This is a genomic window from Streptomyces sp. SAS_272 (assembly GCF_052543235.1).
In genome coordinates this window covers 34,464-48,796 of the sequence record NZ_JBMNDR010000027.1, presented here as the reverse complement: position 1 = coordinate 48,796, position 14,333 = coordinate 34,464, and the positions used below count along the sequence as shown (strand labels likewise).

14 protein-coding genes and 2 pseudogenes are annotated in these 14,333 nt (G+C 68.6%); 7 read left to right on the top strand and 9 right to left on the bottom strand.

All coding sequences use genetic code 11. From position 1 onward, the window contains the following. Positions 1–77 precede the first annotated feature (77 nt). The gene (locus tag ACN6LD_RS17560; protein WP_445043655.1) at positions 78–560 is read right to left on the bottom strand and encodes an ester cyclase; all 483 of its coding nucleotides are present in this window, start codon (positions 558–560) and stop codon (positions 78–80) included. 47 nt (positions 561–607) lie between these two features. On the opposite strand from ACN6LD_RS17560, the gene ACN6LD_RS17555 reads away from it, so the two are divergent. Together ACN6LD_RS17555 and ACN6LD_RS17550 are read left to right on the top strand one after the other, a co-directional pair. Beyond that, a complete protein-coding gene (locus ACN6LD_RS17555; RefSeq protein WP_319188817.1) occupies positions 608–1,192 on the top strand; it encodes a PadR family transcriptional regulator in 585 nt (194 codons plus the stop codon). A gap of 21 nt (positions 1,193–1,213) precedes the next feature. Beyond that, positions 1,214–2,194: an NADPH:quinone reductase gene (locus ACN6LD_RS17550; RefSeq protein WP_445043654.1), complete on the top strand. Its 981-nt coding sequence runs from the start codon at positions 1,214–1,216 to the stop codon at positions 2,192–2,194. 57 nt (positions 2,195–2,251) lie between these two features. On the opposite strand, the pseudogene ACN6LD_RS17545 reads toward ACN6LD_RS17550, so the two are convergent. The 4 genes and pseudogenes from ACN6LD_RS17545 to ACN6LD_RS17530 form a co-directional block, all read right to left on the bottom strand. Beyond that, positions 2,252–2,549, bottom strand: a pseudogene (locus ACN6LD_RS17545) (Tn3 family transposase); the annotation flags it as partial. A 211-nt stretch (positions 2,550–2,760) separates the two neighbouring features. Beyond that, the gene (locus ACN6LD_RS17540) at positions 2,761–2,982 is read right to left on the bottom strand and encodes a DUF7489 domain-containing protein (protein WP_445043653.1); all 222 of its coding nucleotides are present in this window, start codon (positions 2,980–2,982) and stop codon (positions 2,761–2,763) included. Positions 2,983–3,306: 324 nt separating this feature from the next. Further along, the gene (locus ACN6LD_RS17535; protein ID WP_445043652.1) at positions 3,307–3,693 is read right to left on the bottom strand and encodes a hypothetical protein; all 387 of its coding nucleotides are present in this window, start codon (positions 3,691–3,693) and stop codon (positions 3,307–3,309) included. A gap of 1,070 nt (positions 3,694–4,763) precedes the next feature. Next, the gene (locus ACN6LD_RS17530) at positions 4,764–5,831 is read right to left on the bottom strand and encodes an ArsR/SmtB family transcription factor (protein ID WP_445043651.1); all 1,068 of its coding nucleotides are present in this window, start codon (positions 5,829–5,831) and stop codon (positions 4,764–4,766) included. 231 nt (positions 5,832–6,062) lie between these two features. On the opposite strand from ACN6LD_RS17530, the gene ACN6LD_RS17525 reads away from it, so the two are divergent. Both ACN6LD_RS17525 and ACN6LD_RS17520 read left to right on the top strand, forming a co-directional pair. Continuing rightward, positions 6,063–6,416 carry a hypothetical protein gene (locus ACN6LD_RS17525; RefSeq protein WP_445043650.1) on the top strand — a complete coding sequence of 118 codons (354 nt, stop codon included), beginning with the start codon at positions 6,063–6,065 and terminating at the stop codon, positions 6,414–6,416. Between the two features lie 247 nt (positions 6,417–6,663). Next, a pseudogene (locus ACN6LD_RS17520) lies at positions 6,664–7,251 on the top strand (transposase); the annotation flags it as partial. Positions 7,252–7,270: 19 nt separating this feature from the next. Here the strand turns inward: ACN6LD_RS17520 and ACN6LD_RS17515 are convergent. Together ACN6LD_RS17515 and ACN6LD_RS17510 are read right to left on the bottom strand one after the other, a co-directional pair. After that, entirely contained in the window at positions 7,271–7,675 is a 405-nt protein-coding gene (locus ACN6LD_RS17515) for a hypothetical protein (RefSeq protein ID WP_445043649.1), read from the bottom strand. A gap of 1,651 nt (positions 7,676–9,326) precedes the next feature. Then, on the bottom strand, positions 9,327–9,827 hold the full coding sequence (locus tag ACN6LD_RS17510) for a 2'-5' RNA ligase family protein (protein WP_445043648.1): 501 nt from the start codon (positions 9,825–9,827) through the stop codon (positions 9,327–9,329). Between the two features lie 342 nt (positions 9,828–10,169). Between ACN6LD_RS17510 and ACN6LD_RS17505 the strand changes: the two genes are divergently transcribed. Continuing rightward, positions 10,170–10,631: a hypothetical protein gene (locus ACN6LD_RS17505; RefSeq protein WP_157876416.1), complete on the top strand. Its 462-nt coding sequence runs from the start codon at positions 10,170–10,172 to the stop codon at positions 10,629–10,631. A 275-nt stretch (positions 10,632–10,906) separates the two neighbouring features. Here ACN6LD_RS17505 and ACN6LD_RS17500 read toward each other — a convergent pair whose 3' ends face one another. Then, positions 10,907–11,557, bottom strand: coding sequence for an NADPH-dependent F420 reductase (locus tag ACN6LD_RS17500; RefSeq protein WP_445043647.1), 651 nt, complete (start codon positions 11,555–11,557; stop codon positions 10,907–10,909). 74 nt (positions 11,558–11,631) lie between these two features. Between ACN6LD_RS17500 and ACN6LD_RS17495 the strand changes: the two genes are divergently transcribed. Together ACN6LD_RS17495 and ACN6LD_RS17490 are read left to right on the top strand one after the other, a co-directional pair. Further along, positions 11,632–12,021, top strand: coding sequence for a winged helix-turn-helix transcriptional regulator (locus ACN6LD_RS17495; RefSeq protein ID WP_319188831.1), 390 nt, complete (start codon positions 11,632–11,634; stop codon positions 12,019–12,021). Between the two features lie 529 nt (positions 12,022–12,550). After that, on the top strand, positions 12,551–13,018 hold the full coding sequence (locus ACN6LD_RS17490) for a Pycsar system effector family protein (protein WP_445043646.1): 468 nt from the start codon (positions 12,551–12,553) through the stop codon (positions 13,016–13,018). A gap of 513 nt (positions 13,019–13,531) precedes the next feature. On the opposite strand, the gene ACN6LD_RS17485 is transcribed toward ACN6LD_RS17490, so the two are convergent. Next, entirely contained in the window at positions 13,532–13,945 is a 414-nt protein-coding gene (locus ACN6LD_RS17485; RefSeq protein WP_445043645.1) for a VOC family protein, read from the bottom strand. Positions 13,946–14,333 lie beyond the last annotated feature (388 nt).

Sequence of the window (14,333 nt, the reverse complement as noted above, 5' to 3'; positions counted from 1 at the left end):
ATTCCATGATGTGCTTTGCGGAAGGGCGGCAGCGCGGACCTGGACGGTTGCGCGGGAGGAGGAGGCGACCGTCTGCCTCACGGCGCCGGAACGGCGCCGATCTGCTGCATGAGCCCGAGGAGATCGGGCTGACCCCGCTCTTTGACGATGCGTCCATCGGCCAGGCAGTAGAAGTTCATGGCCTGGACCGCGATCTTGCTGCCGGTGGCAGGGATGCCGAAGAACTCGCCTTCGTGAGTGCCGCGCATGGTGAACCGTGCGGCCACCGTGCTGCCTTCGGTGATGCTCTCCTCCAGCGTCCACCGGACGTCGGGGAACGCGCTGCGCATCATCGCGATGATTTCCAGGTAGCCCTCAGGGCCCCGCAGCGGTTCAGCGTGACTGGGTGCGTGGAACACCGCGTCGGGCGCGATGACCTCCCGGGCAAGGTCCTCGTCGGCTGTGTTGATGAACTCGACGAAGCGCTTCATCACTGATTCAACGGATTGCGGTGCCATCTGCCTCTGCCTCTCTGCCTGCGTGGTGGTGTTCGAAGCGAACGGCAGGACCACGACGACCATAACATCGAATCGATGTGAACCTCGTTTCGATGTGACACCATGAAGGGATGCTGGAACTCTCCATACTCGGCTTCCTGGCCGCAGGCCCCCTTCCCGGACACGAGCTGCGCCGCCGCATCACGCACCTCACCGGATACAGCCGGCCGGTCAGCGACGGCACCCTCTACCCGGCGATCAACCGCCTGACCAAGGCCGGACTGATTCAGCGGCGACCCGCGCCGGAAGCAGGAGGCGGCCGGTATGTGCTGAACCTGACCGACACCGGCCGCGAGGACATGCTCCGGCGGTTGCGCGAGCCGGCCGAGCACGAACTCACCGACTTCCCCCGCTGGTTCACGATCCTGGCCTTCCTCTCCCTGCTCCCGGACGTGGCCGACCAGCACGCGGTGCTCAGGCGCCGGCTCGCCTTCCTGGAGGAATCGGCGAGCTTCTTCTACGACGGAGACAAGCCGCTGCGCGCCGAGGAGGTCGCAGACCCCTACCGGCGCGGCATGCTGCTCACCGCCCGCGCCACCAGCCAGGCCGAACGAACCTGGATCCGTGAGTCCCTCGGGCTGGACATGCTCACCCCCGAGCCCGGCCCCACGCGCGACCCACACGCCTCCTCCCCGCTCGACGCATCGGCGAGCTGACAGACAACGAAAGGCGCCCCCATGCTCGCTTCCTGGTACGACGCACAAGGCCGGGCCACCGAAGTACTGCAGGTCGGTGAACTGCCCGACCCCGCCCCTGGCCCTGGCGAGGTCCGGGTCCGCGTCACCGTCTCGGGGGTGAACCCCGGCGACACCAAGAAGCGCACTGGCTGGACCGGCTCCGGCATGCCCTACCCGCGGGTGATCCCGCACAGCGACGGCGCCGGCGTGATCGACGCGGTCGGCTACGGAGTCGACGAGCGCTGCGGCGGGCAGCGCGTGTGGGTGTACGGCGCCCAGTCCTACCGGGCTTTCGGTACCGCCGCCCAGTACACAGTCGTGCCCGCCGGCCTCGCCGTCCCGCTGCCCGACCACCTCTCCGACGATCTCGGCGCGAGCCTGGGCATCCCCGGCATCACCGCGCACCGCAGCGTGTTCGCCGACGGCCCCGTCGAGGGCAAGGTCGTCCTGGTCAACGGGGCCCTGGGCGGGGTCGGCTCGCTGGCAGCCCAACTCGCCGCCTGGGGTGGGGCCGCCGTCATCGGCACCGTCCGCCGCACAGCCGACCTGGGCCGGGTCGATCCGGCGGTCATCTCCCACGCCGTCGCCCTCGACGCCGCCGACCCGGCCGCCGAGATCCGCGCCCACGCCCCCGCCGGTGTGGACCGGATCATCGAGGTGTCCTTGTCCGACAACGCCGAACTCGACAACGCCGTCGCCGCCAACGGCGCGGTCATCGCCGCCTACGCCACCCGCGCCGACCGCACCGAAATCCCCTTCTGGACCCTGCTGTTCAACAACGTCACCCTGCGTTTGATCGGCAGCGACGACTTCCCCGCCGACGCCAGACTCCAGGCCGCCCGTGATCTGACCTCCGCGGCCGCCGTCGGCGCGCTTACCGTCGAGATCGGCGACCGCTACCCGCTCGCCGACATCGCCAAGGCCCACGACCGCGTCGACGCCGGCGGCCGCGGCCGCGTTCTGATCGACATCCCCCGATAAGGCCCTGGAAAGCCGCCGTAGCAGCGGCCGCTGCCGTCTGTCGGCCCCGGACGCGTCTCAGTCCTCCGCGCCGTCGTCATCGTCATCGTCATCGTCATCGAGGTCGACCGTGTCCGGGTCACGCAGGGCCCGCAACCCGTCGACCGGCTGGGAGGGGTTGCAGTGGTAGCGGCCGAGCACATTCAGATTCCTGTGCTTGAGCGGGGACAGCCGGGCCGCATCCTCGTCCCGGATCTCGCGGCCCTCCGCGCGCAGCTGGGCGACGGCGGCGTACGGCGGCGTCGGTGTACCGGGTCGTCCAGAGGACTGCCGTGTGTAGCACCAGGCCCAGCGAGCCGAGTTGGTGCTCCATCCCGGTAAGCCTGGTGGACGTGCCCTGACGACGCTGCCATCGAGACCGGGACCGATTCCTACCGCTTCACCACCGACCGAGCATGCGCCCAGGAACCCGCCAAGGCTGGCTGACACCTGCCCCCACGCCGAGACGCGGGAGTCGCCTACTCACCGGCACGGGCCACGAGCAGCTGTTGGAAGAAGCGCCCGAAACCTGCCACGTGAGACAACTTCTAAGCCTTGGCTGGGCCGCTCCCCGGCTCCTTCACGATGCGGTCGCCGATCGCGATCGACTTCCACAGCCCACGGTCGATGCGCACCTTCATGGACTGGCCGTCTGCACGCCTCAGTTTGATGAAGTGGTACATGTTCGCGCCATCGACCATGCCCCGCGATTTGTCCTCGACGATGCCTTCCCAGGCGTCGTCCGACCCTGGTTTGTGGGATTTGAACATGCCGCAAGCCTACGGAGGTCGACAGACGTGGTGCAGTGTCATCAGGCACGAATACTGCAGTACATATGTCCCGCAAACGGGGTCAGGTACGGCGAGCCCCCACCGTGCTCGGCACTGTGTACCGGCTTCCTTCTGCAGGCGCAAGACTTCGCGGACAAGGGTGGCCCGCGGCCCGGCGAGCAGATCGAGCGTGGGGTCCCACCACGGTCGAACCCCACGCTGCGCGCCGTACTTCCAAGGAGTCAGGCGCCGCTCGCTGCAGACAGCGCCACCGGATCCTCCCGTCTCCACCGTCCGAGGAGCAGACTCCCGACACTCACACGGTCATGCGCGTTGCCGCGGCTCCTCCTGAAGAGCCGCCCGAAGCTCCCGCCCCTCGAACGCAAGCGACTCCGTCGGACGGCCCTCCAGTTCCCGCTGCCTCGCGGCCAGGGCCCTGGCCAGCACCTTCGACCGGTAGGGATTCCCCGTACTGAGAGCCTTCGCCACCTCCACGGCCTCGTCCAACAGCGCCGACCGTCGCTCGGGCGACTCCCCCACCAACGGCGACGCGCTCGCCTCCACCAGGACGTACGCCAGCTTCGACCCGTACACCTCCGGCTCGACCTGCGTCAGAAGGCGGTAGATCCACAGTCCCTCAGCCCCGCGCACCACCCGCCGGTTGGCACTGAGCAGCCTGACCCTCGCCAGCACCACCATGTCCTGATCCATTGATCCCCCTTCGTCCCGCCACCCCCGGCCGTGCACGTCACACAGTGCGACAGCACGGCGATCGCACCGACAGCCAGGCAGGGCTGCCGACACGTTGATCGGAGAGTGGATGACGACGAGTTTCGCGAACGAAATCGGCCGCGACAAGGTTTCACGGACGTGCGTTGGGTCCTACCGAAACCGCCTCCGAACAGGCATGATGGACCTGACACTCTCTCAAGTCCTCTGTTCGTCCCGCTCACATGGACGCAGCTGACGCATCCATTGGACTGTTCAGACGACCTCGACGGCCGGCTGATCCGGGTGGGAACGAGCGCAGCACGGCATCGTGTGCCGCACGCCTCCCCGCGGCACGACCCCACTCCCGGGGCCCATGGGTTCCCCGGAGCAGCAGGTCCAGGAAGTCCGGCGTTCCGATCAGGCGGTGATCACACCCGCGCGCATTCGGACGGGGCGATCATGGCCTGACCGAGGAGACCGGCCGCGCGGGCCGGGACCGCACCCAACGGGGCACCACCACGGGAGCCAGGGGTGCGTGGTAGTGCCACACCAGGGCGGGCGTCGGGCCTGGTCCACATTCGGCCGGCGAGGACCGAGGAGCCATTCCGCAGCCCGCCGGTCAGCGGGCTGACTGCCTCAGCCGGCTTCGGCCCTGCCCGGCGCACGCCCCGGACCTCCCACCGAGATACGAACCCGATCGGCGATGTGTGCGTCTGCGCCCGCCGCCGAACCGCCGAGATGAGGGCGCGCAACCGCATCAGCGGCAGCCTCGGCCTTCCAGGCGCCCACGCCAGACCTCGCCCAGGTGGGCGGAGAGGTGCCGCACCAAAAAGGCCTACTGCACCGTCACGACCGGCCGCGTCAGCATCAGGTGTCCGCGGCGGGAGCGGCAGTGGTCACGCCAGCCCATAGGCGGAGCCGCACTGAGCCCTGTCGCCCTTCACCGCGCTGACCGAGACGACGCTCGGGGCGCCCTCCGCGATGTTGCCGGTCTTCCAGGGGAAGCGAAAAGTTGCGTCGGGGCGCTTCTGCCGCCGCCTTCCCAGGGTGGCGCCCGCCTGCGGCGGTCTTCAATCGTGCAGCATGAGGAGGCTGAGCCCGGTGCTGGTGGGGGTGTGCACCGCGCTGTTGCGGTGCCGGAGGGTGGTGACCAGTCCGGCCTGTCGTAGGACGGTGGCGTGCTGGCTGGCTCCGGAGGGGCCGATGCCCAGAACAGCAGCGAGTTCGGCCGTGTTGCATCCGGGATGCGTGGCGATGGCATGGAGGACTGCAGCGCGCGTCCGGCCCAGCAGCGCGGTCAGAGCCTCGGGTGCGCTTGCGGCCGCGGAGTCTGCGGAGAAGGGGGTCAGGGGGGTGAGGGCCGCACCGAAGTTGGCGGGGTAGGTCAGGAAGGGCTGGGGCTCGGCATCGGGGTCGATGACCGGTGACTGCGACCCGAACAGTGAAGGCACCAGCAGCAGCCCCCGGCCTTCCAGCAGCAGATCGCCTTGCATGCCGGAAGCCATGGCGACTTCCAGCGTCGGCGCTCTCCACCGGATACGCGGCGGGTACAACCCGGTCAGCAGGCGCTCGACGCCACCGTGGAGCAGTTCACGTATCCGAACGGCACGGTCGGCGGCCAGGTCGGTCACCACGTGGGGCCAGTACGGCGCCATGACCGTCGTGTGGAGGAGACGCATGCTGTCGGCCAGCTGCTGCAGCACGAGTGGGTCATCGTCCAGCCGCCGGGTCCAGGACGGCAGCGTCTGGCGTTCCGCGAGATCTGCCAGGGTCTGACGGATCTCTTTCCGTGAGGTCGAACGGATCTGTTCCAGCAGATCCTGTGGGCTGCCCGGTTGCACCCGGGCCAGGAAGTCCGGTGTCCATCCGCGCGACGGGATCAGATCGAGGGCCAGACGCGCCTCGGGCGGTAACCGGGCAAAGGACCGCCGTCGCCATGCGTCGTAGCGGACCGGCTGATTCCGGTCCTGCAGAATCCGTACCGCGTTGGTCAGTTCCAGCATCGGCCTCGGCGATTCGGCCACCCGGGTCCGGGCCAGGTCCTCGGCGGTGAAATGGATCCGGTAGACCACTGCTTCCCCCATGCTCCAGCCATGCCTGGCGATCGCCGGCGATTGTCCGAACAGCCCGTGATTCAAGCCAGGTTGAAACACCTCGCCCGTTCCCGCTCGGGTGGGACAGGCTCATCAGGCAGGCAACAACGCCCTTGGGCCCCCGTCCTGCGTAGTGCGCGGGATGCCAAGAAACCGATGAACTCGTCAAGCATCACGTCGCCGCATCCTCCCCGGTTCGCTCGCGGGGAGCCACTCAGGGGGAGGGGTGGCGCAGTTCGCTCCGCCACCCCGCCACAACCGGAAGGTCTCCACAAGATGAACGAAGTACGCCAGCGCATCGCCCTCGCCGCCGCTTTCGCGGTCCTCGGCGGGGGTCTCGCCGTGACCCCGGCCACCGCAGCACCCTCGCACGCACTCGACGAGGTGGCCAGCTGGACACGAAGCTGCGGCACCACCTACGGAGCACAAGTTTACAAGAGGTACGCCTTCACGGTTAAGGGAACCGACGGTTCCTGCGCAGGAGACGCCTGGGTAAGGGTCAACGCGGGCGGCAATTGGAGCAGCTGGGTGCACAACTCCCGTCGCGCACGGATAGACACGCCCTCCGATATCCGGTCCTCTCAGCACAAGGGCTGCGCCGACTGCAAGGTGTACACCCTCACTCCCTGACGAACAGGGTTCGCGACGCCTGGGGAAGCAGTGCGCTGAAAGAGCTCGGGTCCGTCACCACGGGGAAGCGACGGGCCCGGCCTTCCCATGCCGGGGAGGGGGCGCACCAGGCCAGGAAAAAAATCACTCCACCCAGCTTACGACCACAGCTACACCCCTGGTGGTACGCCAGGCAACCACCTGGATTACAGGCGCAGTTCAGCCCACAGCTGGGCGAGAGGAACAGGTCGACGCCGCAGTGGCGGCCCAAAAGACGGCGGCGGACCTGGGCGCCTGGCTCTGCTTCGAGGACGAAGCCGGCCGGGGCCTGAGGCCGCCCAAGGGCCGCACCTCGGGCCGCCGAGGCCACACCGGGTGGTGCGGGTCACCGCCGGGGGCGCCGAACGTGTCTCCATGGCTGCGCTGATCTGCGCCAAAGCCGGCCACCGGCCGCGGTTGATCTACCGCATCCACCCCGACCGAGGTCCTGCCAAGGACCGTGGCAAGGGCTTCACCGAGACGGACTACGCCCGCCTGTTGGATGCCGCGCACCAACAGCTCGACCGACCGATCGTGCTCGTCTGGGACAATCTAGACACGCACGTCAGCCGCACCATGCGCGAGCTGATCGCCGCCCGATTGTGGCTGACCGTCTACCAGCTGCCGCCGTACGCTCCCGAGCTCAACCCCGTCGAGGGTGTGTGGTCTCACCTGAAGGTCGCTGGCCGACCTCACCGAACACAGCCTTGACCAGCTCACCGAGCTGGTGAAGACACGGCTCGAACGGATGCAGTGCCGCCCCCGCCTCGTCGAGGGCCTCATCGCCAAGACCAGGCTCGACCTCGAACCTCCCTGACCCAGCCGTTGAAGATCTTCTAGAAGGCACCAGGGGGCAGCAGGTGCGGGGCACGGCTACCGAGGATGCCGAAGACCTCGTTCTTCGCCTGACCCCGCAACTCCGTCATGAAGGCGCGGTCCACGAGGCCGGTCCTGGCCCAGATCCCGCCGAGGGACTCCGCACACTCCTGGGCCAGCACGCTGGTGAAGTCCTCGGCGCGGATGATCCGGATCAGGCCCGATTCGACGAGCGGCCCGGAGAAAAACTCCAGGTTCATGGCAGCGTCGGACTTTTCATCCTCGCGCGCCGTGGGGTCGTCGAGGATTCCGACCAGCAGAACCGCCCGTTCCTCGGGCGAGATCTCCGCCCGGCTCGCCGGCACGGTCTCATCCGAGGTGCGGCGCCGTCCCCTTGTGAACAGCCCCTCCAGCCAGGTCCTCATCTGCACACATCCTCGATCCCGTCCACAATGTGCCCCCGCCGCTGCCGATGCCGACCACGCACCGAGGCCACCGCCCACGACGCCGTCGACCGCGGTCCCGACCGGCCCGCCGACGAAGCCGACTTCCGCCCCGGTCTCGGCGCCGTTGCCCGCGCCGGCGAGGCCGCCCGCCAGGCCGGCGCTGTCGTCGATGGCCGTCTGGGTCCGCTCGGTGCGGACGCCACATCGTAGACGCCGTAGGCAATGGGGTGGCAGCGATTGACAGCCTGCCGCCGACCTCCCAGATCGATGGCTCCGCGAGGCACCCACGGCTAGCCCAAGGTGATGTGCTCAAGGTTCGCAACCGTGCTGTGCTCGGCTGCGGCAGCAGGTCGATCTTGGCTTCATGCCCTCGCCATCAAGACCAGAATCGCCCAACCTCCGTAACCCCAGCCGTTAAAGATCTCTAGCTTTGCCTGTACCCCGGCAACATCGGCCCGGGCGGACAGCCGCACCCCCGCTGGGGACGGACTCCTCTGCATTCGGGAGCTGAAGGGACCTGGAAATGAAGCGACTGCTCATGAGCTCGTTCGCCATCCTGACCTTGGCCGGCTCCGGCCTCGTGGTCCTGCTCGGTCGACGAAGGCCGCGCAGCCGGTCAGCTGAGCAGCTCCTGAGAGCTTGATCTTCGCAGCCCACGAGTTCCAGGGTCGGGGCGACCCAACGTCTTCCTACTGGAAGTGTTCATGCCTCGCCGGTCACCGGGCGAGATCAGAGCGCAGCTCCCGCGACGCCGAACGCACCGTCGGCGGGCACCCGTGATCCGCGGACTGTCCGCCTCGGCGAACAGGCAGATCGCCGTCTTTGAACGGGGTCATGGCCTCCCCGCAGGCGAGGTCGCACACGCGTTCCGCCGCTGGAATGCGGATGTCCGACGGCCACGCGAGGCCGCCGACCGGTTCTACGAACGCGATGACACGGGCCTCCGCGACGGCGACTGCCACGTCCGCTCCCTGCTGGAGATCACACGCCGTGTCCTCAGGCGCGAGGCACGACGCGAGCTGAGCGCAGCCATCGGCCCCGCAGACGAACGCGTCCTTGACCGCACGCTCAAAAATCCCTTCGCACCCCAGGACCTCCCCTGGTGGATGCGCCGAATCGGTGTCTGAACCTCCAGCCGTTCCTGGTTTTGACCGACATCGCCAGGCGCCTCAGGCCGGAAGCGCTGTCGGGTACAACGGCATCAACTGCTCCCAAGTGGCCCGGGAGACCAGTGACTTCGCGCCGTACGACATGACGCCGATCAACTCCGTGGTTCTCGTGCCGTAGGCGTAGCCCGCAGGCGTAGGCGAAACCGCAGCCGCAGCCGCGGCCGCGGCCTGGAGCGTCTTGCAGATCAAAGCAGTCGCGCGGCGGGAAGACGTCCGCGGGCGTGGGCGGGGGCCGCGCCGGTGATGCGACGCCACCCGGGCGCCGGACTCGGCCGCGCGGTCCTCGCCGGCGCGGTGGCCTCCCCCCCTTCGGCCTCCTCATCCGCGTCCTGGGAACCCGCTTGCACGACCACAAGGGCACCCCATGGGCGCCACTCACTCCCGCACGAACGTGACCGGTTCAGCCGTCGACGGTTCGCGATGGGCCCGGCAGCAGAGGCGGCAGAGCATCGCCTGACCGATCAGCGCAACCGCGCCTCCCCCAGCGGGAAGGACGCGCGCTGCCTCCACTGCGTGCCGTCGTGGACCAGCAAGTCGACCGACGATACTTGCGCGACGACGGGGAGACCGGTGAGCAGGTCGGCCTCGGCCTTCTCCAGGACAGCCTCGTCCTGGCACTGAGCGATGGTCAGGTGCGGGACGACATCGTCGAACTGCCCGCCGAACGGCGGGTTTTCCGGCCACCGCTCCACGATCGCCTGGGTGAGACGCCTGAAGCCGGTGTCCGATTCAGGGGCGAGATACAGCACTCCGGGGAACCGGCCGCAGCGACCGAACCAGGCCTCGAAGGACTGATGCCGGCCGAGTGCCCCTCCGATGGCGGCGCAGACTCCCTCGTCAATGCGGTTCGCGTGGAGAAACGGGAAGAGCACGGTGACATGCGCCGGAACACCGGCACGGGCCGAGGGGTCAAGCCGGTCACGCCACGCCCGCACCAACGGCTCCGCCTCCGCAACCGTCACGACGAGTCCCGACGCCCCGGCCTGCAGTCCCCGCGCGTAGTCATCCGCCCTCGCATCTGTCTACCAGCGGACCCCGACCTGCGGCGACCCGATAGTCCGCCGCGGCCGAATCCACAACGGGTCCCCTGGCGGGATGCCGACGAGGGGTGGCTGTTGTTCAGATGCCCAGGTCACGGCTGGTTCGCAAGGTTTCCGCAAGGTCCGTGGCGCACTATTTCGGTGGGCAACGCGGAATGCCGCTGAGCGGAATCGAGACGGCGATGCGCTTATGCCGCCGGTCTCTGCCTGTCCGGTGCAGTGGTAGGCCCCCACCCGTACATGTCACCCACAGAAGGAACCCTCGTGAAGAAGCCCCGCATGGGCCGCGTCGTCGCGGCCTCGGCCGTGCTGATCAGCAGCGGCGCCGTAGTCTTCATCCCCGCGTCGGTGGCCTCGGCCACCGAGGCCGACTGCGACGGCATCGCCGTCATCGGCCGCTTCAGGGCCGTCGAGTCCGGCGCCTCCTTCGACTTCAGGGGCCGCCGCGTCGAGCTGCAGAACGAGTCGGCGCTCGACCGATACAGCCGCGCGGAGATCAAGTCCGGCCGCAAGGCCGGCGACCGGCTGTGGGTCGACCGCAGCTTCCATTCGTTCCCCAACACCAAGGGCATCGTCACCGACCAGCAGGCGAAGAGCGAGGGCTGGAAGATGTGCGGCCCCTACACGGGCAGCCGCACGCAGTCCGTCTTCAATTCCAACTTCGCCGCACGCGCCTGTGCCGAGATCGAGGGCATCACCAAGTGCGGCAAGTGGTACGTGGACTGACCTGTCCCGGCGGTGGGGCGCCGAAGCGGTGCCCCACCGTGTAACCGCATCCTGCAAGGCCGCCGCCCTTCCCCCTGTGGACGGGCGGCGGCCTTCCAGGCCGTGTGGTCACGTTCGTGATGTGGGCGGCGGCTCACCGTGCAACGGCGAGTGGAGTAACGTCTCCGCCCTGGAGCACCTGCCCAAGCAGGGAACCGCACCGACGGTCGCGGGCGGCGGCAGTACGGGCGCCCCGCTCGCGGCGGAAGAGGTCTTCCGGTCGGACCCCCATGCGTCTAGTGGCTCGGTCCGGCCGCGAATGCCAGCGGAGGTGCGATCGCCTGCGCATCCGCTCCTTCGCCGACCCACAGGGCGATGAAGAGAGCAGCGGTCGCCTCCAGGAGTCCCGCACGTTCGAGACCTCCGGCGGCCACAGGTTCGCAGCCCACGTCCTGCACCAACTCGCGCACGAGCACGAGGGCCGTCTCGTCGTCCCCGCAGACCGGAACGGCCAGCGGGCGTCCCTCGAAGACGGGTGGCCGCATGCGCCACACGTCCTCGTGGCAGAGGTTGAAAGCCTTGACCACGCGAGCTCCCGGTGCCGCCGCGGCAAGTTGCTGCGCGGCTGAGGGGCCGCCTTCGGTCAGCAGCCGGAAGCCCGGCCCGACCGGGTTGGAACAGTCCAGCAGCGCCTTGCCTTCCAGGGCCGTGCGCAGGTCCCGTGCCACGTCTGCTCCCGCCCCGAAGGGCAGCGCGGCCAGCACCACCTGCCCGGATTCGGCCGCGAAGCGCAGACCGGCAGGCTTCGCGCCGCCCCCTATGCGTCTCGCGAGCCGCTCCGCCTTGTGTGCATCCCGTCCTCCGATGATCACCTCGTGCCCGGCCCGCACCCAGTGGGTGGCGAGCGCGTCGGCCATGTTGCCCGTACCCAGTGCGCCGATTCTCATCACGCGGTCCCTCTCCGTTCCTGCTTCGACCGTTCACACCGACGCTAGAAGGCCGTTCGGGCACCATTCGGTACGTGACTGACGACGCCTTCCTCGCCGACTGCCGTGCCCGCCTCGCCTTCGACCTGCTCTCCAACACCTGGAACGCTGTGGTGCTTTGGGCACTTCGCGACGGTCCGAGGCGCCCGGTCGAACTACGGGAGCGGATCGGTGGCATCAGCTCCAAAGTCCTCACCGAGACTCTGCGCCGGCTGCAGTTCAACGGACTCGTCGACCGCCTGCCGGCCCCCGACGCACCATCACGGGTCGAGTACCGACTCACCGCTCTGGGAGGCACCTTGCTGGCGCCCATCGACGCCGTCGGCGCATGGGCCTTCGAGCACGGCGACGAGGTCATGGCCGCTCAGGATGCGGCATGCGCTCCCGCCCCGCGCTCCCCCTCGTCGAAGTCGCCGGACAGGTGAACGGGCGAGCGCGGACGTCACCAAGAGCTGAACCGCAACTCCGGGGCGAGGAATGCTTCAGGGATGCGTCGGGGATGCGTCGGGGATCTCCTACGGGATCCCGGAGCCCTCAGCACACCGGCAGGTGGGCGAACGCACGTTGGAGGAAAGGCCGTTGGGAGCCCGACGGTGCGTAGCCGTGCTCGGATCCCCGGCGGGCACTCCGTGTCTTCCTGCTGATCTTGATCGAGACCGTGGGTATCTCAACCTGCTCGTCATCCATCGGCCGGTCTGACAAGCCCTCTGGACGCACCACCCGGGTGCCGGATCCGCACGAACGGGAGCGGCGAGGGAAGTGCGGCCTGGCAAGCGACGGCGAGCCGGTGCGTCCGCGTCGCGAGGCGCGACGCTGCTCGAGCCGGGCGGCGCACCGCCCCGACGGCCTTGCGCCCCTTGTGCGCTCGGCTTCGGTGAGCTGATGCGAGAACCGGGCCCGAAGCGCCGGCGTCGTAGAGAACACCTCATCTGCTTCAAGTGATGGAGAGGCCACATGTCGCAGCAGCCGCCAGACCTCACCGAGCAAAATCTGAGTATGGCCGACAGCATGTTGGGCAAAGAGCTCGTGCGCCACGACACGAAGGCAAGTCTGCTCATCGCCGTCGACGGGGGGATCCTGGCTCTGGTCGCAGCAATCGCTCATGGCTCCGACCTGAGTTGGGAAGTACGTCTGCTGGGGGTACTCGGGCTCAGCGCCTTGGCCGCATCCGTGCTCGTCCTGCTTGTCTCGATCAGGCCGGCCCTGGGTGGGCGTACAGGAGAAGGCTGGGAAATATGGTCGGCTTTGGGCCGCGACGACCTCTTGATTCACATGAAGGCGGAGCGAAGGCCTGAGCGCATCCTCTTCCTCTCGCGTGTGGTCCACCGTAAATTCCGGCGGCTGCGGCTCGCCGTCGATCTCCTGATCGCCGGGCTTCTCCTCTTCGCCGTCGCCACGTTGGTCACGGCAGTGGGGCGTTGAGGCGTCGGACGAGATCAAGTGGACCAAGTGGACCAAGTGGCAGCTCATCGCCGGCATCCGCCGGCGGGTGCGGGTCGGCGCACCGTGGCGGGATGTGCGCGCGTGCCACGGCCCCTGGCAAGCGGTGTTCGCGCTGTCGCGACGCCGGCAGCGCTACGCAGTCTGGTCGTGCATCCTGACCGCGTTGCAGGCCAGGGCACCGATGCGGCGGGGCTGGTCGCCTGGCAGGTGAGTGTGGGGACTCCACCTCGTGCGCGCGCATCCACCGCTGCCGTCGGTGCCCGTCTGCAGCCGGATGCCCATGGCGAGCCGGCAGGCGAAAGCACATCCGAAACAAGCCTCAGCGGGTCCGCGCCGACTAGGCGTGTCCCTCCCGTGCCATCCGCGCCCACCTGCGGCGGCGCCAGACCGCATCGCCCGCACCGTCCCCGAGCCTGCTGACCATGCCAGTCACTGGCGCAGGCGGGGCAGCCGTGGCGGCCGACTGCCCGCTTTCGCCCCGACTCGCAACCCCTACTGGTCCCGCTGGGGCCAGATCGGGCCCTGATCGGTCCAGATGACACCCTTGTTGTGGCAGAGGCAGAAGGGGTGGCCGACGGGGTCGGCGTACACGCGGAAACCGTAGCCGTTGGGGCCGATGCAGTCCCGCTGCAGGGTCGCCCCGAGGACCAGGACGCGGCGCTGTTCGGCCTCGATGTCGTCGACTTCGAAGTCGAGGTGGAACTGCTTGGGGTGTTCGCTGTCGGGCCACTGCGGGGCGCGGTAGTCCTCCACCGGGGTGAATGCCAGTTCGATCTCGCCCAGCCGGATACCGGCCCAGTTCTCGTTGCTGTCCTCCTTGACCGGGAGCCCCGTCACCTCAGAGTAAAAGGCTGCCAGCTCCATCGTGTCCGGGCAGTCGATGATGAAGTCGGTTAGTCGTAGCATCCCGTGATCTTGTCACAAGATCGAATGACCCGGGCTTTGAGACGGGCTCCAGCCGGCCGCAGTCAATGGTCGTCGCCCGGGCCGGTACCGGCCGTCGACAGCCCCTGTCCTGCCCACACCGGTCGGGCCGCCGAGCCTGAGTCATGGACGGAGTTTCGTTCTGTCCGTTGTCCGATGGGGGGACGGCACAGGGCCCTCCGGTGCGAAGGACCCTGGACCGGTGGCGACGTCGCTTCTGGCACCGTGCTCCGACGCCAGCAGGTGCGCGAACTGGTGGGGCTCGTCGGCCGGCTGGAAGCGTTCGAGGGCGGCGACGGCCCTGGCGACGGGAGCGGTGACGATCCAGGTGGCGGCCGTGACATGGACGCCTTCACACTTCAAGGCCGCT